The following is an 18,896-nucleotide window of genomic DNA, read 5'->3' as shown; positions in this document are numbered from 1 at the left end:
TGCCTCAGAGTGCAACCTTGAGCGCCGTGCGTTGACCTCGGCGCCACGCGCCGGTCACTCCTCGACGCTCATGTACTCCTTGGCCCAGCGGATGTAGTCCTCGGGCTGGGTGTAAGTGTGCGAGAGCTCGGTCGCACTGAGGTTCTCAGACTTGTTCTGTTGGCCCCGTTGCAGGCGCAGGCAGTCGTAGGTGGCCTTGATCGCGGCAAAGTAGGCGGCATGGCCATCGACCACCACACGCACGCCCAGGCGGGCCAGGCGCTCGTCGTCGCGCAGGTTCGGGTTGCCGTAGGTCACCAGCATCATCGGCACGTTCAGGTGCTCGCCAATCTGCTCGAGCTGCTCGAAGTCCTTCACGCCCACCATGCAAATGCCGTCGGCACCGGCCTTCTGGTAGCTCTGGGTGCGCACGATGATTTCTTCGGTGCTCAGCACCCCTGCGTTGGTACGGGCAATGATCGCCATCGACGAATCGACTCGGGCCTCAAGGGCCGCACGGATCTTGCCGACACCTTCCTCGACCGAGATCAGGTCGGTGGACTTGCGGCTGAACTGGGCCGGCAGCAAGGTGTCTTCGATGGTCAGGCCGGCGACACCGGCGCGCTCCAGTTCGATGACCGTACGCATGACATTGAGCGCGTTGCCGTAGCCATGGTCGGCATCGGCAAGCACCGGTAACTGGGCCACACGGCCAATACGGGTAGCTTGCTCGGCGAATTCGCTCAGGGTGATCAGGGCGAAGTCCGGGGCGGCCAGCACCTGGAGCGAGGCCACCGAGCCACCGAGAATGCCCACTTCGAAGCCCAGGTCAGCGGCAATGCGCGCCGACATCGGGTCGAACACGGACGCGGTGTGATAGCAGGAACCTGAAGCGAGCAGCTCGCGGAAGGCAATACGCAGATCTTTATGGGAAGCCTTGGGCATGATCACTCCGCAATAACGTGAAATTGAACGGTTGCTACCGACCCCTGAATCGGGTCTACCTGACCTGTTCCAACCGTCGCCATCTGGGCGGTCATGCTCGACATGCAGGCAGAGGAATAAAAGGTATGGGATACAGCGACGAGAAAATCCGGCATTTGCAGTTCGCACCAAGCTGGGGCAAGCCCCGGATTTCAGCCTCTGCGGCTCAGCCAAGATAGCACGCAGCCATGCAGCTCTGGATGAATGCGCCAATGCCGATCTTGCATAGGGGATGCAGATAGTACATAGGGAGCTACCTAACTCGGGTTACAATCCGGGAATTCGCACCCGCCCATCGCGGGCAACTCCACTCTCACAGGAAACACGCCGCTTTCGCTGACGACGGCGCCCCTGTCACCGAGATAGAGCCACTGCCCAAAGCCAAGACAAGGTAAGCCCCGTGACCGCCGCCCTGCCCCCCGCCGTTTTGCGCAACGTACTCACCGCGTTGATGCTGGCCATCTTCCTCGGCGCCCTCGACCAGACCATCGTTGCCATCTCACTGCCTGCCATCTCGGCACAGTTCAACGACGTCGGCCTGTTGGCGTGGGTCATCTCCGGCTACATGGTGGCCATGACCGTGGCCGTACCGATCTACGGCAAGCTCGGCGACCTGTATGGGCGCCGCCGCATGATTCTGACCGGCATCGGCCTGTTCACCCTGGCCTCGGTCGCCTGTGCCCTGGCCCAGGACATGCAGCAACTGGTGCTCGCCCGGGTGCTGCAAGGGATCGGCGCCGGCGGCATGGTATCGGTGAGCCAGGCCATCATCGGCGACTTCGTGCCCCCTCGGGAGCGAGGTCGCTACCAGGGGTATTTCAGCAGCATGTATGCCCTGGCCAGCGTGGCCGGGCCCGTGGTCGGCGGCTGGCTCACCGAATACCTGTCCTGGCGCTGGGTGTTCTGGATCAACCTGCCGTTGGGCCTTTTCGCGCTATGGGCGATCCACCGCGCCCTGCGCGACATGCCGGTCAGGCGTCGCGAGGCGCGGGTCGATTATCTGGGCGCGGTGCTGTTGATTCTTGGCCTGGGCAGCCTGTTGCTGGGCATCACACTGGTCGGCCAGGGCGAGGGCTGGACAGCCGCTCCGGTACTGGCCCTTTTGGCCAGCGCCGCCCTCGGCTTGGCCCTGTTCGTGGCGCACGAGCGGCGCTGCCGCGAACCACTGCTGCCCATGGACCTGTTCGGTAATCGCGTCGCGGTGCTGTGTTGGTGCGTGATTTTCTTCGCCAGTTTCCAGTCGATCTCGCTGACCATGCTCATGCCGCTGCGTTTCCAGGGCATCACCGGTGCCGGCGCCGACAGCGCCGCACTGCACCTGTTGCCACTCGCCATGGGGCTGCCCGTGGGCGCCTTCACCGGCGGGCGCTTGACCAGCTTCACCGGCCGCTACAAACCACAGATCCTGGCCGGTGCGCTGCTGATGCCGGTAGCGATCTTCGCCATGGCCATCACTCCGCCACAATCCAGCCTGCTCAGTGGCCTCTTCATGCTGCTGACCGGGATCGCTTGCGGGTTGCAGTTCCCAACCTCGCTGGTGGGCACGCAGAGCGCGGTGAACATCAAGGATATCGGTGTAGCCACCAGCACCACCAACCTGTTCCGCTCGCTCGGCGGAGCCATGGGCGTGGCGTGCATGTCCAGCTTCCTGCTGGCCTTGCTGCACCAGGGCGGCTTCGAATTATTGGGCAACCCACTGCTGGGGAGCCTGCAGGCCGGGGAGGCAGACGCGCAGACCCAGGCGCGATTGCTTGAGACGTTCCGCCAGCTATTGATGGGAAGTGCGCTGGCCGCGGTGTTAGGGTTGCTGGCGGCGATTGCGTTGCCTGATCGGCAGTTGCGGGGACGGTAAGCCAGGCTCGCCCAGTTAATCCCCCCTTAATACATGGGGGAAACACTTCATCACAATCCTTAACAAAGTGTCATTTGCGCAGCGCCGGGCTCAAGCGCAGCATATCCAGCCCGGTGTCGACCCATTGTTCGGCATCGCGCAGCAGGTCGAAACTGTCCGGCAGCAAAAGCCAGCGCCCGATCAGGCCATCGACATAGGCGAACAGTGCGATGGCAGCGCGTTCTGCATCCAGTTCGGCAGGCAACTGGCCCCGGCGCACTGCATTGGCCAGTGCCAAGGTAATGCCCTCGTGGCAGTCCAGCACCGCGCCCTGGCGCTGCTGGCGAATTTCACACATGTCATCGGTGAACTCGCACTTGTGATGCAGGATTTCATTGATACGCCGGGTTCTGGCGTCGAGCACCAGCTGGTTGAACACTTGCAGCAGCAGCTTGCGCATGCAGCCGAGCGGGTCTACTTCGTCCTCGCTTTCACTGGCACGCGCCAAGTGGTCATGGGTTTCGTGCAGGCTGTCCAGCAGCGCCTGAACCAGCTCGGCCTTATTATTGAAATGCCAGTAGATCGCCCCCCGGGTTACGCCCGCCAGTTCAGCGATGTCGGCCAGGGTGGTTCGCGCAACTCCGCGCTTGTAGAAGGCCTTTTCCGCGGCTTCGATAATCTGGGCGCGGGTTTCCTGGGCTTCTTCTTTGGTTCGACGGACCATGGCAGTACAACCTCATTTGGGCCCGAACGCGTGTCGCGGACGGGGAAACCACCGGAGCTGCCTCTGCAGGGCACCTTCCGTACAGGCTAATCAAGGGCTGTGGCAGTAGCCGAGTACCACCCAGCGGTATTTACAAACAACCGTGAATGTAAGTATATTCGTTAGTAAGCTATTTATCCACCGGATAGATTTTTTTCTGACAAGACTCTTCCATTACTCTTGAGCGTCTCCCTGCTCTAGCGACCCGAGGATCCTCATGCAATTCAAGCCAGCCGTTACCGCTCTGGTTTCCGCCGTCGCCCTGGCAACCCTGCTCAGTGGCTGTAAGAAAGAAGAAGCAGCGCCCGCAGCGCAGGCTCCTCTGGTCGGCGTCGTAACCATCCAGCCACAAGCCTTCACCCTCACCTCGGAACTGCCGGGGCGTACCAGTGCCTATCGGGTCGCCGAAGTGCGTCCGCAGGTCAATGGCATCATTCTCAAACGCCTGTTCAAGGAAGGCAGCGACGTCAAGGAAGGCCAGCAGCTCTACCAGATCGACCCGGCCGTCTACGAAGCCAACCTGGCCAATGCCCAGGCCAACCTGCAGGCGACCCGCTCGCTGGCCGAGCGCTACAAGCAGCTGATCGACGAACAGGCTGTCTCCAAGCAGGAATACGACGATGCCAATGCCAAACGATTGCAGGCCGAGGCTTCCCTCAAGAGCGCCCAGATCGACCTGCGCTACACCAAGGTACTGGCGCCGATCAGCGGCCGTATCGGTCGCTCCTCGGTGACCGAAGGCGCCCTGGTGAGCAATGGCCAGAGCAATGCCATGGCGACGATCCAGCAACTCGACCCGATCTACGTCGATGTCACCCAGTCCACTGCCGAGCTGCTCAAGCTGCGCCGTGACCTGGAGAGCGGCCAGCTGCAGAAGGCCGGCAACAATGCCGCCAAGGTGCAACTGGTGCTGGAGGACGGCAGCCTGTTCAAGCAGGAAGGTCGCCTGGAGTTCTCCGAAGTCGCGGTCGACGAGACCACCGGTTCGGTCACCCTGCGCGCCATTTTCCCCAACCCTGAACACACCTTGCTGCCAGGCATGTTCGTACATGCCCGCTTGCAGGCCGGGGTCAACAGCAACGCCATCCTGGCCCCGCAGCAGGGTGTGACCCGCGACCTCAAGGGTGCGCCGACCGCACTGGTGGTCAATCAGGAAAACAAAGTCGAGCTGCGCCAGCTCAAGGCCAGCCGGACCCTGGGTAGCGACTGGCTGATCGAGGAAGGTTTGAACCCTGGCGACCGCCTGATCACCGAAGGGCTGCAGTATGTGCGTCCGGGTGTCGAGGTCAAGGTCAGCGAAGCCACCAACGTCAAGAAGCCGGCCGGCCAAGCCCAGGCCAGCACGGCCAAAGCAGACGCCAAAGCGGAGTAAACCATGTCGAAGTTCTTTATCGATCGCCCGATCTTCGCCTGGGTGATCGCCTTGGTGATCATGCTGGTCGGCGCCTTGTCGATCCTGAAGCTGCCGATCAACCAGTATCCCAGCATCGCGCCGCCGGCCATCGCCATCGCCGTGACCTACCCGGGCGCTTCGGCGCAGACCGTGCAGGACACCGTGGTGCAGGTCATCGAGCAGCAGCTCAACGGTATCGACAACCTGCGTTATGTGTCGTCGGAAAGTAACTCCGACGGCAGCATGACCATTACCGCTACCTTCGAGCAGGGCACCAACCCCGACACCGCGCAAGTCCAGGTACAGAACAAGCTGAACCTGGCCACCCCGCTGCTGCCGCAAGAAGTGCAGCAACAGGGCATCCGCGTTACCAAGGCAGTGAAAAACTTCCTGTTGGTGATCGGTCTGGTGTCCGAAGACGGCAGCATGACCAAGGACGACCTGGCCAACTACATCGTCTCCAACATGCAGGACCCGATCTCTCGGACTGCCGGTGTAGGTGACTTCCAGGTGTTCGGTGCCCAGTACGCCATGCGTATCTGGCTCGATCCGGCCAAGCTCAACAAGTTCCAGCTGACTCCGGTCGATGTGAAGACCGCCGTCAGCGCGCAGAACATCCAGGTATCCTCCGGCCAGCTCGGTGGCCTGCCTGCCCTGCCTGGCAACCAGCTCAACGCCACCATCATCGGCAAGACCCGCCTGCAGACCGCCGAACAGTTCGAGAAGATTCTGCTCAAGGTCAACAGCGACGGTTCCCAGGTCCGCCTGGGCGATGTGGCGACCGTTGGCCTCGGCGGCGAAAACTACGCCGTCAGCGCCCAGTTCAACGGCAAGCCGGCGTCGGGTCTGGCGGTCAAGCTGGCCACCGGCGCCAACGCCCTGGACACTGCCAAGGCCCTGCGCAAGACCATCAGCGACCTGGAGCCGTTCTTCCCGCCGGGCGTGAAGGCTGTGTTCCCGTATGACACCACCCCAGTGGTGACCGAGTCGATCAGCGGGGTTATCCATACCCTGATCGAAGCGGTGGTCCTGGTGTTCCTGGTGATGTACCTGTTCCTGCAGAACTTCCGCGCCACCGTCATCACCACCATGACCGTGCCGGTGGTGTTACTGGGTACCTTCGGTATCCTGGCCGCCGCAGGCTTCAGCATCAACACCCTGACCATGTTCGCCATGGTACTGGCCATCGGCCTGTTGGTGGATGATGCCATCGTCGTAGTGGAAAACGTCGAGCGGGTAATGTCCGAGGAGGGCCTGCCGCCCAAGGAAGCGACCAAGCGTTCCATGCAACAGATCCAGGGTGCCCTGGTGGGTATCGCCCTGGTGCTGTCGGCTGTACTGCTACCGATGGCCTTCTTCGGCGGCTCCACCGGTGTGATCTACCGCCAGTTCTCCATCACCATCGTCTCGGCCATGGGCCTGTCGGTGCTGGTAGCCCTGATCTTCACCCCGGCCCTGTGCGCCACCATGCTCAAGCCGCTGAAGAAAGGCGAACACCATGTGGCCAAGCGCGGCTTCTTCGGCTGGTTCAACCGCAACTTCGACCGCAGCGTACAAGGCTACGAGCGCAGCGTCGGTGCCATCCTGCGCAACAAACTGCCGTTTTTGCTCGCCTACGCCCTGATCGTGGTCGGCATGATCTGGCTGTTCGCCCGCATTCCAACGGCATTCCTGCCTGAGGAAGACCAGGGTGTACTGTTCGCCCAGGTGCAGACGCCAGCAGGTTCCAGCGCCGAGCGCACCCAGGTTGTGATCGACCAGATGCGTGAATACCTGCTCAAGGACGAGTCCGAAACCGTTGCCTCGGTCTTTACCGTGAACGGCTTCAACTTCGCCGGTCGTGGCCAGAGTTCGGGCATGGCATTCATCATGCTCAAGCCGTGGGACGAGCGCTCGAAGGAGAACAGCGTGTTTGCCCTGGCACAACGCGCCCAGCAGCACTTCTTCAGCTTCCGCGATGCCATGGTGTTCGCCTTCGCACCGCCCGCGGTGCTCGAACTGGGTAACGCCACCGGCTTCGACGTGTTCCTGCAGGACCGCGCCGGCGTCGGCCATACCAAGCTGATGGAGGCGCGCAACCAGTTCCTGGCCAAGGCCGCGCAAAGCAAGATCCTCAGCGCGGTACGCCCGAACGGCCTGAACGACGAGCCGCAGTACCTGCTGACAGTCGATGACGAACGTGCCAGCGCGCTGGGCGTGACCATCGCCGACATCAACAGCACCCTGTCGATCGCCCTGGGTGCCAGCTACGTCAACGACTTCATCGACCGTGGCCGGGTCAAGAAGGTCTACATCCAGGGCGAGCCAAGCTCGCGGATGAGCCCGGAAGACCTGCAGAAGTGGTACGTGCGCAACGCTGCAGGCGAGATGGTGCCGTTCTCGTCCTTCGCCAAAGGCGAATGGAGCTACGGTTCGCCGAAGCTGTCGCGCTACAACGGCGTGGAAGCGGTCGAGATCCTCGGTGCCCCGGCGCCGGGCTACAGTACCGGTGAAGCCATGGCCGAGGTCGAGCGCATCGTTGGCGAACTGCCGTCCGGTATCGGTTACTCGTGGACCGGCATGTCCTACGAGGAAAAACTCTCCGGCTCGCAGATGCCAGCACTGTTCGCCCTCTCGGTTCTGTTCGTGTTCCTGTGCCTGGCAGCGCTGTACGAAAGCTGGTCGATCCCGATCGCCGTCGTGTTGGTCGTACCGCTGGGTATCATCGGTGCGCTGATCGCCACCAGTCTGCGCGGCTTGTCGAACGACGTGTACTTCCTCGTGGGCCTGTTGACCACCATCGGCCTGGCGGCGAAGAACGCGATCCTGATCGTCGAGTTCGCCAAGGAACTGCACGAGCAGGGCCGCAGCCTGTACGACGCGGCGATCGAGGCGTGCCGTATGCGTCTGCGTCCGATCATCATGACCTCGCTGGCGTTCATCCTCGGCGTGGTACCGTTGACCATCGCCAGCGGCGCGGGCGCCGGCAGCCAGCACGCCATCGGCACGGGCGTGATCGGCGGCATGATCAGTGCGACCGTACTGGCCATCTTCTGGGTACCGCTATTCTTCGTCGCAGTGTCGTCGCTGTTCGGCAGCAAAGAACCGAAACAAGACGCCACCCCTGAAACTCCACGTTATGAGGCTGGGCAATGACCAAGTCTTTATTGACCCTGGCGGTAACCGCTTTCATTCTCGGCGGCTGCTCGCTGATCCCTGACTACCAGACCCCGGAATCTCCGGTGGCAGCGCAGTGGCCGCAAGGCCCTGCGTACTCGCCTACCCAATCGGCCGAGGTAGCCGCCGCCGAGCAGGGCTGGCGCCAGTTCTTCCACGACCCGGCACTGCAGCGATTGATCCAGACCTCCCTGGAGAACAACCGCGACCTGCGCGTGGCGGCGCTGAACATCGACGCCTACCGAGCGCAATACCGCATCCAGCGGGCCGACCTGTTCCCAGCGGTTTCGGCCACTGGCAGCGGCAGCCGCCAGCGGGTGCCGGCGAACATGTCGACCACCGGTGAAGCCGGGATCAACAGCCAGTACTCGGCTACGCTGGGTGTCAGCGCCTACGAACTGGACCTGTTCGGTCGAGTGCGCAGCCTGACCGAGCAGGCCCTGGAAACCTACCTGTCCAGCGAGCAGGCACGTCGCTCCACGCAGATCGCCCTGGTGGCCAGCGTGGCCAATGCCTACTACACCTGGCAGGCCGACCAGGCGCTGCTCAAGCTCACCGAAGAGACCCTCAAGACCTACGAGGAAAGCTACAACCTGACTCGCCGCAGCAACGAAGTCGGTGTGGCTTCCGCGCTCGATGTCAGCCAGGCACGCACCGCCGTGGAAGGCGCCCGGGTCAAGTACTCGCAGTACCAGCGCCTGGTCGCCCAGGACGTCAACAGCCTGGCGGTGCTGATCGGCACCGGCATTCCGGCCGACCTGCCTAAGCCGCTGGAGCTCAATGCCGACCAGCTGGCCGAGGTACCGGCCGGCCTGCCATCGGACATCCTCCAGCGCCGTCCGGACATCCAGGAAGCCGAGCACCTGCTCAAGGCCGCCAACGCCAACATCGGCGCGGCTCGGGCCGCGTTCTTCCCGAGTATCAGCCTGACCGCCAACGCAGGCAGCCTAAGCCCGGACATGGGTCACCTGTTCTCGGGCGGCCAAGGCACCTGGCTGTTCCAGCCGCAGATCAACCTGCCGATCTTCAACGCCGGCAGCCTGAAGGCCAGCCTGGACTACTCCAAGATCCAGAAGGACATCAACGTCGCCAAGTACGAAAAGACCATCCAGACCGCCTTCCAGGAAGTCTCCGATGGCCTGGCGGCGCGCAAGACCTTCGAAGAGCAGTTGCAGGCACAGCGTGACCTGGTGCAGGCGAACCAGGATTACTACCGCCTGGCCGAGCGTCGCTACCGTATCGGTATCGACAGCAACCTGACCTTCCTCGATGCCCAGCGCAACCTGTTCAGCGCCCAGCAAGCCCTGATCAGCGACCGCCTCTCGCAGCTGACCAGCGAGGTCAACCTGTACAAGGCTCTGGGTGGGGGCTGGTACGAGCAGACCGGACAAGCCAACCAGCAAGCTTCGGTGGAAACACCGAAAAGCTGAGTCGACAGCTAAAGCATCAAGCCCACCTTCGCGGTGGGCTTTTTGTTGCGACCTGGCCGTATCGACCCCATCGACTGCGGACAATTAACCAGCTGGAACATTCCGTTCGATTATCGCCCGCTTCCGTTTGCGACCAATTGCCCCACCCTCCCCCGATTCAGCACCATCTGCCCCGAAACGCTGCACACGTTCATCAGAAAAAAGACCCGCCCCTGCACACGTGTCCCTGCAGCGCGCCGGTTCGCCCCATAAAAACAAGAGATTGACAACAGATGAGCACTTCGTACCCCGCACGCCAGCTGCTGCCCGGCCTGTTGGCCATGTCCTGCGCCTTCCCTGTTCTGGCCGCCGAAGGCGGTTTCGTGGAGGATGCCAAGGCCACACTTAACCTGCGTAACTTCTACATCAATCGCAATTTCGTCGACTCGGCCCACCCACAAGCGAAGGCCGAAGAGTGGACGCAAAGCTTCATCCTCGACGCCCGTTCCGGTTTCACCCAGGGCACCGTAGGCTTTGGCGTCGATGTATTAGGCCTGTACTCGGTCAAGCTCGATGGCGGCAAAGGCACCACCAACACCCACCTGCTCCCGGTTCATGACGATGGTCGCCCTGCCGATGATTTCGGCCGTCTGGGCGTGGCGCTCAAAGCCAAGCTTTCGCAAACCGAACTGAAGGTCGGCGAGTGGATGCCGGTGCTGCCGATCCTGCGTTCGGACGATGGCCGTTCGCTGCCGCAAACCTTCCGCGGCGGCCAGATCACCTCCAAGGAAATCGACGGCCTGACCCTGTATGCCGGCCAGTTCCGTGGCAACAGCCCACGCAACGACGCCAGCATGGAAGACATGTCGCTCAACGGCCGCGCCGCCTTCACCTCGGATCGCTTCAATTTCGGCGGGGGTGAGTACACCTTCAACGACAAGCGCACGATGATTGGCTTGTGGGATGCCCAGCTCAAGGACATCTACCGCCAGCAATACATCAACCTGGTGCACAGCCAGCCACTGGGTGACTGGACCCTGGGCGCCAACCTCGGCTACTTCATCGGCAAGGAAGACGGCGCCGAGCGCGCAGGCGAACTCGACAACCGCACCGCGTCGGCCATGCTCTCGGCCCGCTATAAGGGGCATACCTTCTACGTCGGCTTGCAGAAGGTCAGCGGTGACGACGCCTGGATGCGGGTCAACGGCACCAGTGGCGGCACCCTGGCCAACGACAGCTACAACTCCAGCTTCGACAATGCCAAGGAACGCTCGTGGCAGGTACGTCATGATTTCAGCTTCGCCACTGTCGGCGTGCCGGGTCTCACCTTGATGAACCGCTACATCAAGGGCGACAACGTTCACACCAGCAGCGTCGACGATGGCAAGGAATGGGCACGGGAGACCGAGCTGGCTTATGTGGTGCAGTCCGGCACCTTCAAGGACTTGTCGGTCAAATGGCGCAACTCCACCATGCGCCGCGATTTCAGCACCAACGCCTTCGATGAGAATCGGTTGATCGTCAGCTATCCGCTGAACCTGTTGTAAGCTGGCCTGGCCTCATCGCCCGGCGATGAGGCCACTACAGCACCCTTCCTCACTTGCGCTTCTACGGCCCCCGCCACCTCCCCTGCGCTGCCCTGCGCACCGCGATCGACCTGAATACGCCGGCGTACGCTACCGCCATTCGCTGAACTGATGATGCTGTCGTTTGCGGGCTATCCTCAGTTATATCGGGAGCAGAACAGGCCCCCCAGGGAGGAACAACAATGAAAAACCTCGTCGACCACCTGAGCCAATACGCCAGCTACCACCGCGACCCACGCAACATCGCCACTCATTTCATCGGAATCCCGATGATCGTCGTGGCCGTGACCATCCTGCTGTCACGCCCCGGCTGGGACATTGCAGGCGCATGGCTGTCCCCGGCCATGCTGGCAGCGGCGGCATCGGCATGGTTCTACCTGCGCCTTGACCTGCGCCTGGGCCTGGTGATGGGGCTGTTGCTGGGGCTGTGCCTGTGGGTAGGCCAGGTGCTGGCGATGCAAAGCACCGCGCTGTGGCTCACAGCAGGAATCGGTACCTTCGTGGTGGGCTGGATCATTCAGTTCGTCGGCCATTACTACGAAGGCCGCAAGCCAGCATTCGTCGACGACATCAGCGGGCTGATCATCGGGCCCTTGTTCGTGGTGGCAGAAGCTGCATTCATGCTGGGACTGTGTCCGACGCTGAAGCAGGCGGTGGAGGCCAAGGCCGGCCCGGTGGCTATCCGGCAGAAGAAAGCGACCGTTTGATGGGACATTGCCGGTAACGCCAGCCCCCAACCTGCGGGGGCTGACGTGCCGGTGCCAGAGGCGGCAGCGACTGCACACTCAAGCCTGGCGCGACTCGACCCCCAGCTCATCCCACACCGACTCCGCCAGGTGGAAGGTGGCGTTGGCCGCCGGAATACCGCAGTAGATCGCACTCTGCATCAGTACTTCCTTGATCTCGTCGCGGGTCACACCATTGTTGGCCGCGGCGCGCAGGTGCAATTTCAGCTCATCGTTGCGGTTCATGCCGATCAGCATGGCGATGGTGATCAGGCTGCGGGTATGGCGCGGCAGGCCGGGGCGAGTCCAGATATCACCCCAGGCATGCCGGGTGATCATGTTCTGGAACTCGCTGTTGAAGTCATTGAGCTTTTCCAGGCTGCGGTCGACATGGGCGTCGCCAAGCACCGCCCGGCGCACTTGCATGCCGGCCTCGTAACGTTGTTTCTCATCCATTGCGCTACCCTCAGCGAGCCAGCAGGAAGTCGAGCACGCGGCGGCTAAACGCTTCGCCGATTTCGACGTTGGACAGGTGTGCCGCAGGGAACTCGGCGTAGGTGGCACCAATGATTCCAGCCTGCATGAAATGGCCATGCTCCGGGGTGGTCACCACATCTTCGGTACCTGCCACGATCAGCGTCGGCACCTGGATACGACCCAGTTGCTCACGGAAATCGGCATCGCGGACCGCGGCGCAGTTGGCTGCGTAACCTTGCGCGGAAGTCGTTGCGAGCATCTGGCAGATACGCTGGGCCTGCTCAGGCTGCGACTGGGCGAAGCCTGGGGTGAACCAGCGGGCGATGGAGGCGTCACGCAGGTCAGCCATGGCCTGCTGGCCACCTTTGAGCACGGTGTCGATGCGGGTGTTCCACACCTCGTCATTGGCGATCTTGGCGGCGGTATTGCACAGCGTCAGGCTGTGCAGGCGTGCACCGGCATTGATACCCAGCCACTGGCCGATCAGGCCGCCCATCGACAGGCCCACGAAATGCGCGTGCTCGATATCCAGACCATCGAGCAGCGCCAGCACGTCACGCCCCAGCTGTTCGATGCTGTAAGGGCCTTCGGTAACCAGCGACCCGCCATGGCCACGGGTGTCGTAGCGCAGCACCCGGAAGTGCTCGCTCCACAGCGGAATCTGACTGTCCCACATGCCCAGGTCGGTGCCGAGCGAGTTGGACAGCACCAGCACCGGTGCGTCTTGCGGGCCGTCGAGTTGGTAGTTCAATACGCCATCGGCCAGTTGCAATTGCGCCACAGCGGTCTCCTTCAGGCAGTGAAACGTTGATGTTCGGCCACGGCACGCGCCACCCAGACGCGGGCTTGGCCAAGGTAATGGGCAGGATCGAGCAGGCGGTCCAGCTCTTCGGCGGACAGCTCGGCGCTGACCTGCGGCTCGTCACCGAGCACGGCGCGCAGGTGGCGCTGCTCGGCCACGGCACGCTGGCAGCATTGCTCCAGCAGGTGGTGGGCATGGTCACGGCCCAGGCGTTGGGCAAGCACGATACTCACGGCTTCGGCCAGCACCAGGCCTTGGGTCAGGTCGAGGTTGCGGCGCATGCGTTCACCATCGACTTCCATCCCCTCGGCAATCACCTGGGCCTGGCGCAGCGCGCCAGAGACCAGGCAGCAGATGTCTGGCAGGGTCTCCCATTCGGCATGCCACAGGCCAAGGCTGCGCTCGTGCTCTTGAGGCATGGCCGCGAACATGGTCGCCAGCAGGCCCGGCACACGAGTGGCAGCACCGATCAGTACCGCCGCGCCCACCGGATTACGCTTGTGCGGCATGGTCGAAGAGCCGCCCTTGCCCGGCGCGGAAGGCTCGAACACTTCCCCCGCCTCGGTCTGCATCAACAGGCTGATATCCCGCCCGAACTTGCCCAGGCTGCCAGCGATGAGGCCCAGCACCGAGGCGAATTCCACCAGGCGATCACGCTGGGTGTGCCAGGGTTGCTCGGGCAAGGTCAACTTGAGTTGTTCAGCCAGGGCCTCTGCGACCGGCATCGCTTTATTGCCCAAGGCCGCGAGGCTGCCGGACGCGCCACCGAACTGCAGCACCAGCAGACGCGGACGCAGCTCCTTGAGGCGCTGGCGGTGACGGGTCAGAGCACCGAGTACGCCGGCCAGCTTCATGCCCAGGGTCACCGGCGTGGCGTGCTGCAGCCAGGTGCGGCCCACCAGCGGGGTGTCGGCGTGCTGCAAAGCCTGGTGCGCCAGGGTCTCGGCAAGCTTGCCGAGGTCCGCTTCGATCATGTCGAGCGCATCGCGAAGTTGCAGGACCAAACCCGTGTCCATGGCATCCTGGCTGGTGGCGCCCAGGTGCACATAGCGCTCGGCTTCAGGCACACCACTGGCGATGACCTTGCCCAACGCCTTCACCAAGGGGATAGCCGAGTTGCCGGCAGTGGCGATGGCATCGGCCAAGGCGCGGGCATCGTAGCGCTCGGCGTGGCAGGCCGCCTCGATGGCGGCCACCGCACTGTGCGGTACCAGCCCGGCGCTGGCTTCGGCACGGGCCAAGGCGGCTTCGAAATCGAGCATGCCCTGCAGCCGGCCACGGTCGGAGAAAATCTCACGCATGGCCGGTGCGGTGAAATAAGCGTCGAACAGCAGATTGCTCATGCAACGTCCTTAATGATCGTGATGCAGGTACGCTGCCTGCTTCGGCAGTCGTAGGCTGAACAGGAAGGCAACTGCCATCATGGCCGTCACGTACCAGTAGAAGGTGTTCTCCATGCCCATGGTTTTCAAGCCCAGGGCAACGTATTCGGCGGAACCGCCGAACATGGCGTTGGCCACCGCATAGGCCAGGCCCACACCCAGCGCACGCACCTGCGGCGGGAACATTTCGGCCTTCACCAGGCCGCTGATCGAGGTGTAGAAACTGACGATGCACAGGGCCAGCGTCACCAGCACGAAGGCCACGAACGGGCTGGTCACGGTCTTGAGCGCCATCAGCAGCGGGACGGTGAACAGGGTGCCCAAAGCGCCGAACAGCAGCATCGAGTTACGTCGACCGATTCGGTCGGAGAGCATGCCGAAGAACGGCTGTAGGATCATGAACAGGAACAACGCGCCGGTCATCACGAAGCTTGCGCTCTTGGCGTTCATCCCCGCCGTGTTGACCAGGTATTTCTGCATGTACGTGGTGAAGGTATAGAAGATCAGCGAACCACCGGCGGTGTAGCCCAGCACGGTGATGAACGCTGCGGTGTGGTTGCGGAACAACCCAGCGATGGTACCGGCGTCTTTGTCCTTGCGGGTTTCGGCGCTGCTGGTTTCCTCCAGCGAACGGCGCAACATCAGCGAGACCAGGGCGGCAATGGCACCGACCACGAACGGAATGCGCCAGCCCCACGCACGCAGTTCATCCTCGCTCAGCAGTTGCTGCAGGATGACCACTACCAGCACCGCCAGCAGTTGGCCACCAATCAGCGTTACGTATTGGAACGAGGCGAAGAAACCACGCTGGCCTCGTAGCGCCACTTCACTCATGTAGGTGGCAGTGGTGCCGTATTCGCCACCCACCGACAGGCCCTGGATCAGGCGCGCGAGCAACAGCAGCGCCGGCGCCCAGGTGCCGATGCTGGCGTATGTGGGCAGGCAGGCGATCATCAACGAACCGGCGCACATCATCAGCACCGAAATCATCAGGGAGTTCTTGCGGCCATGACGATCGGCCAGGCGGCCGAAGATCCAGCCACCGATGGGCCGCATCAAAAAGCCGGCAGCGAACACGCCAGCGGTGTTCAGCAGCTGCACGGTGGGGTCATCGGAGGGAAAGAAAGCCGGCGCGAAGTAGATCGCGCAGAAGGCGTAGACGTAAAAGTCGAACCACTCCACCAGGTTGCCCGAAGAGGCACCGACAATGGCAAAGATGCGTTTACTGCGCTCTTCGCCGGTGTAATAGGCTGAGGTCATGGTGTGTTTACTCCTGGAGGGTCATAGGTATTCTAGACATACCTAGTAACACACTCGTTCCGCACGGAGGCTGGCAATTGGCCTTGTGTCGTAGCTACCGGCCCTATTGCCGGCAGGCCGGCACCCACAAGGATTGCGTGGTTCCCTGCAGGAGCCGACTTGCCGGCAATAGCGCCGGTACGGGTCAGACCCGTTCGATGGCCAGGGCGAGACCTTGGCCTACACCCACGCACATGGTCGCCAGGCCTTTACGCCCACCGCTCTTCTCCAACTGGTGAAGCGCAGTCAGGACCAGACGCGCACCACTCATGCCCAGCGGGTGGCCCAGGGCGATGGCGCCGCCATTGGGGTTGACCTGCGGCGCGTCATCGGCCACACCCAGCTCGCGCAGCACCGCCAGGCCTTGGCTGGCGAACGCTTCATTGAGCTCGATGACATCGAAGTCGCCAACCGCCACACCCAGACGCTCGGTGAGCTTGCGCACTGCCGGTACCGGGCCAATGCCCATGACACGGGGCGCCACACCGGCGCTGGCCATGCCGAGCACTCGAGCACGTGGGGTCAGGCTATGTTTCTTCACTGCCTCGGCCGACGCCAGGATCAGGGCTGCGGCGCCGTCGTTGACACCCGACGCGTTGCCAGCGGTGACGGTCTTGTCCGGGCCATTGACCGGTTTGAGCTTGGTCAGCGCTTCCAAAGTGGTCTCCGGACGCAGATGTTCATCCTGCTCGACCAGGGTCTCACCCTTCTTGTGGGTGATGCGGACGGGGACGATTTCCTCGGCGAAGAAGCCGGCAGCCTGGGCCGCTGCGGCCTTCTGCTGGCTACGCAAGGCAAACGCATCCTGGTCGGCACGCGATACCTGGTAGTCGTCGGCGACGTTGTCGGCGGTCTCGGGCATCGAGTCCACGCCGTACTGGCTCTTCATCAGCGGGTTGATGAAACGCCAGCCGATGGTGGTGTCTTCGAGCTTCATGTTGCGCGAGTAAGCGCTCTCGGCCTTACCCATGACGAACGGGGCACGCGACATCGACTCGACGCCGCCAGCAATAGCCAGCTCCATTTCGCCGCTGGCGATGGCGCGGAAGGCGGTGCCGATAGCGTCCATGCCCGAAGCACACAGACGGTTGAGGGTGACGCCGGGAATGCTCTCGGGCAGGCCCGCGAGCAGCAGCGCCATGCGCGCCACGTTGCGGTTGTCTTCGCCAGCCTGGTTGGCGCAGCCGAAGAACACCTCATCGACCTGGTCCCACTGTACCGACGGGTTGCGCTCGATCAGCGCCTTGAGCGGCACTGCGGCGAGGTCGTCGGCACGCACACCGGCCAGGGCACCGCCGAAGCGGCCGATCGGGGTGCGGATGGCGTCACAGATGAATACGTCACGCATCAGGCTTCTCCTGCCACCTGGCCATGGGCCACGGCGGTACGGGCTTCAAGGTCGCGCAGAGCGGTCAGTTCGACTTCGGTCGGTGCGCTGGTGGTCTGCACATCGTCGGCGAAACGGATCGCCCAGCCGGTGGCGGCAACGATCTGCTCGCGGGTGACGCCAGGGTGAATCGAGGTGACCACGAACTCGTTGGTGCCAGCTTCAGGCTCCATGATGCACAGGTCGGTGATGATCCCGACAGGGCCGTCACCTGGCAGGCCCAGGCGCTTGCGCGAATCGCCACCCTCGCCGTGACCGACCGAGGTGATGAAGTCCAGCTTGTCGACGAAGGCACGGGTCGACTGCTTGAGGATGATCAGTACTTGCTTGGCGGAACCTGCAATTTCCGGCGCGCCACCCGCACCCGGCAGACGGGTCTTGGGTGCATGGTAGTCACCCACCACGGTGGTGTTGATGTTGCCGAAGCGGTCCACCTGGGCGGCACCGAGGAAGCCCACGTCGATACGACCACCCTGCAGCCAGTAGCGGAAGATCTCGCCGGTCGGCACCACGGTATCGGCGGTTTCGGCCAGCTCGCCGTCACCGATCGACAGCGGCAGTACGCTCGGTTTGGCACCGATCGGGCCAGACTCGTAGATCAGCACCACGTCTGGCGAGGAGGTCAGCCGAGCCAGGTTGGCAGCCTTGGATGGCAGGCCAATGCCGACGAAGCAGACAGCGCCGTTGCGCAGGCGACGGGCAGCGGCGACGGTCATCATTTCAGAGGTGGAGTAGCTCATTGTGCAGCCTCCGAGGAGCTGGCCAGCTTGGCCTTGTATTCGTTGAAGTCAGCGGTGCCACGGATATAAGTGTCGATCCAGGCGCTGAACGACTCGCGGTTGCGCGCAATCGGGTCCCAATCCTGGTAGAAGCGGTTGTCACGCTCGTAGTAACCATGGGCATAGGACGGGTGTGCGCCACCCGGTACCAGGCAGACTGCGCTCAGCGCCCAAGTCGGCAGGACACAGGCGTTCATCGGTGCCTGCAGGTCATCGACGATTTCTTCGACGGTGACGATGCAACGCTTGGCGGCCAGGGCGGCTTCTTTCTGGACGCCGAGGATGCCCCACAGCAACACGTTACCTTTACGGTCGGCCTTCTGCGCGTGAATCACGGTGACGTCCGGACGCACCGACGGTACCGCGGCGAGGACTTCGCCGGTGAACGGGCAGGTAACGCTCTTGATCAGCGGGTTGACCTTCGGCAGGTCGGAACCGGCGTAGGCACGCAGCACCGCGAATGGCAGGCCGGAAGCACCAGCGACGTAAGCGTTGGCGAGGTCGGCGTGGCTGTGCTCTTCGATTTCGATCGCGTGCGGCCACTGCTTCTCGACCGCGTCACGCAGACGGTGCAGCGAACCGACACCTGGGTTGCCGCCCCACGAGAAGATGATCTTCTTGGCGCAGCCGGCGCCGATCAGCTGGTCGTAGATCAGGTCCGGGGTCATGCGCACGAGGGTAAGGTCGCGCTTGCCCTGACGGATGATCTCGTGGCCAGCGGCGGTCGGGATCAGGTGGGTGAAGCCTTCGAGCGCGACGGTATCGCCGTCTTGAATGAACTGCTTCACAGCTTCGTGAAGCGGGAGGATTGCAGCCATGGGGAGACTCCTGGTCAGGGTGCTACGTTGAACTCAGATTAAGGAGACTGGTGGGTGGCCACAATCCGATAATCGACTATTTGTGCGGTTATCGAACAATTTGTTGCCAGGCTAACCTTCTGTCTC

Annotated in this window: 15 protein-coding genes; 6 read left to right on the top strand and 9 right to left on the bottom strand. The window is 62.9% G+C overall.

What is annotated here, in order from left to right:
- Positions 1-54 precede the first annotated feature (54 nt).
- On the bottom strand, positions 55-924 hold the full coding sequence (locus tag P3R38_RS04935; RefSeq protein ID WP_023378924.1) for an oxaloacetate decarboxylase: 870 nt from the start codon (positions 922-924) through the stop codon (positions 55-57).
- Positions 925-1,363: 439 nt separating this feature from the next.
- Between P3R38_RS04935 and P3R38_RS04930 the strand changes: the two genes are divergently transcribed.
- Positions 1,364-2,815 carry an MDR family MFS transporter gene (locus P3R38_RS04930; RefSeq protein ID WP_023378923.1) on the top strand — a complete coding sequence of 484 codons (1,452 nt, stop codon included), beginning with the start codon at positions 1,364-1,366 and terminating at the stop codon, positions 2,813-2,815.
- 70 nt (positions 2,816-2,885) lie between these two features.
- Here P3R38_RS04930 and ttgR read toward each other — a convergent pair whose 3' ends face one another.
- On the bottom strand, positions 2,886-3,518 hold the full coding sequence (ttgR, locus tag P3R38_RS04925; RefSeq protein ID WP_023378922.1) for an efflux transport transcriptional regulator TtgR: 633 nt from the start codon (positions 3,516-3,518) through the stop codon (positions 2,886-2,888).
- Between the two features lie 256 nt (positions 3,519-3,774).
- Here ttgR and ttgA point away from each other — a divergent pair, with 256 nt between their 5' ends.
- The 5 genes from ttgA (at position 3,775) to P3R38_RS04900 (ending at position 11,808) form a co-directional block, all read left to right on the top strand.
- Positions 3,775-4,929 carry a toluene efflux RND transporter periplasmic adaptor subunit TtgA gene (gene ttgA / locus P3R38_RS04920; RefSeq protein WP_023378921.1) on the top strand — a complete coding sequence of 385 codons (1,155 nt, stop codon included), beginning with the start codon at positions 3,775-3,777 and terminating at the stop codon, positions 4,927-4,929.
- Positions 4,930-4,932: 3 nt separating this feature from the next.
- Positions 4,933-8,085 carry a multidrug efflux RND transporter permease subunit TtgB gene (gene ttgB / locus P3R38_RS04915; protein ID WP_023378920.1) on the top strand — a complete coding sequence of 1,051 codons (3,153 nt, stop codon included), beginning with the start codon at positions 4,933-4,935 and terminating at the stop codon, positions 8,083-8,085.
- Positions 8,082-9,536, top strand: coding sequence for an AdeC/AdeK/OprM family multidrug efflux complex outer membrane factor (locus P3R38_RS04910; RefSeq protein WP_104882906.1), 1,455 nt, complete (start codon positions 8,082-8,084; stop codon positions 9,534-9,536). Before ttgB ends, P3R38_RS04910 begins: the two co-directional genes overlap by 4 nt.
- Positions 9,537-9,808: 272 nt before the next feature.
- A complete protein-coding gene (locus P3R38_RS04905; protein WP_023378917.1) occupies positions 9,809-11,062 on the top strand; it encodes an OprD family porin in 1,254 nt (417 codons plus the stop codon).
- Positions 11,063-11,283: 221 nt separating this feature from the next.
- Positions 11,284-11,808 carry an Mpo1-like protein gene (locus tag P3R38_RS04900; RefSeq protein ID WP_277686875.1) on the top strand — a complete coding sequence of 175 codons (525 nt, stop codon included), beginning with the start codon at positions 11,284-11,286 and terminating at the stop codon, positions 11,806-11,808.
- Positions 11,809-11,886: 78 nt separating this feature from the next.
- On the opposite strand, the gene pcaC is transcribed toward P3R38_RS04900, so the two are convergent.
- From pcaC to P3R38_RS04865, 7 genes are all read right to left on the bottom strand, one after another.
- Positions 11,887-12,282, bottom strand: coding sequence for a 4-carboxymuconolactone decarboxylase (gene pcaC / locus P3R38_RS04895; protein WP_027908103.1), 396 nt, complete (start codon positions 12,280-12,282; stop codon positions 11,887-11,889).
- Between the two features lie 10 nt (positions 12,283-12,292).
- On the bottom strand, positions 12,293-13,084 hold the full coding sequence (gene pcaD / locus P3R38_RS04890) for a 3-oxoadipate enol-lactonase (protein WP_023378914.1): 792 nt from the start codon (positions 13,082-13,084) through the stop codon (positions 12,293-12,295).
- 11 nt (positions 13,085-13,095) lie between these two features.
- Positions 13,096-14,448 carry a 3-carboxy-cis,cis-muconate cycloisomerase gene (locus P3R38_RS04885; RefSeq protein WP_023378913.1) on the bottom strand — a complete coding sequence of 451 codons (1,353 nt, stop codon included), beginning with the start codon at positions 14,446-14,448 and terminating at the stop codon, positions 13,096-13,098.
- Between the two features lie 9 nt (positions 14,449-14,457).
- Positions 14,458-15,747, bottom strand: a complete 1,290-nt coding sequence (locus tag P3R38_RS04880; RefSeq protein WP_023378912.1) for an MFS family transporter — start codon at positions 15,745-15,747, stop codon at positions 14,458-14,460.
- 184 nt (positions 15,748-15,931) lie between these two features.
- Positions 15,932-17,137: a 3-oxoadipyl-CoA thiolase gene (pcaF, locus tag P3R38_RS04875; protein WP_277687195.1), complete on the bottom strand. Its 1,206-nt coding sequence runs from the start codon at positions 17,135-17,137 to the stop codon at positions 15,932-15,934.
- Entirely contained in the window at positions 17,134-17,913 is a 780-nt protein-coding gene (locus tag P3R38_RS04870) for a CoA-transferase subunit beta (protein ID WP_023378910.1), read from the bottom strand. Before P3R38_RS04870 ends, pcaF begins: the two co-directional genes overlap by 4 nt.
- Positions 17,910-18,770, bottom strand: a complete 861-nt coding sequence (locus tag P3R38_RS04865; RefSeq protein WP_027908101.1) for a CoA transferase subunit A — start codon at positions 18,768-18,770, stop codon at positions 17,910-17,912. The genes P3R38_RS04870 and P3R38_RS04865 overlap by 4 nt, the downstream gene beginning before the upstream one ends.
- Between the last annotated feature and the right edge of the window lie 126 nt (positions 18,771-18,896).

This window comes from Pseudomonas sp. NyZ480, assembly GCF_029537255.1.
GTDB lineage: Bacteria > Pseudomonadota > Gammaproteobacteria > Pseudomonadales > Pseudomonadaceae > Aquipseudomonas > Aquipseudomonas taiwanensis.
Note: the sequence above shows the minus strand (reverse complement) of the source record. Positions and strands in the feature narration are given on the sequence as shown.

Coding starts and splice junctions, on each gene's coding strand:
- P3R38_RS04900 (WP_277686875.1), top strand. CDS start 11,284: ATGAAAAACCTCGTCGACCACCTGAGCCAATACGCCAGCTACCACCGC.
- P3R38_RS04880 (WP_023378912.1), bottom strand. CDS start 15,747: ATGACCTCAGCCTATTACACCGGCGAAGAGCGCAGTAAACGCATCTTT.
- P3R38_RS04885 (WP_023378913.1), bottom strand. CDS start 14,448: ATGAGCAATCTGCTGTTCGACGCTTATTTCACCGCACCGGCCATGCGT.
- P3R38_RS04910 (WP_104882906.1), top strand. CDS start 8,082: ATGACCAAGTCTTTATTGACCCTGGCGGTAACCGCTTTCATTCTCGGC.
- P3R38_RS04865 (WP_027908101.1), bottom strand. CDS start 18,770: ATGGCTGCAATCCTCCCGCTTCACGAAGCTGTGAAGCAGTTCATTCAA.
- P3R38_RS04935 (WP_023378924.1), bottom strand. CDS start 924: ATGCCCAAGGCTTCCCATAAAGATCTGCGTATTGCCTTCCGCGAGCTG.
- ttgB (WP_023378920.1), top strand. CDS start 4,933: ATGTCGAAGTTCTTTATCGATCGCCCGATCTTCGCCTGGGTGATCGCC.
- ttgR (WP_023378922.1), bottom strand. CDS start 3,518: ATGGTCCGTCGAACCAAAGAAGAAGCCCAGGAAACCCGCGCCCAGATT.
- P3R38_RS04870 (WP_023378910.1), bottom strand. CDS start 17,913: ATGAGCTACTCCACCTCTGAAATGATGACCGTCGCCGCTGCCCGTCGC.
- pcaC (WP_027908103.1), bottom strand. CDS start 12,282: ATGGATGAGAAACAACGTTACGAGGCCGGCATGCAAGTGCGCCGGGCG.
- ttgA (WP_023378921.1), top strand. CDS start 3,775: ATGCAATTCAAGCCAGCCGTTACCGCTCTGGTTTCCGCCGTCGCCCTG.
- P3R38_RS04905 (WP_023378917.1), top strand. CDS start 9,809: ATGAGCACTTCGTACCCCGCACGCCAGCTGCTGCCCGGCCTGTTGGCC.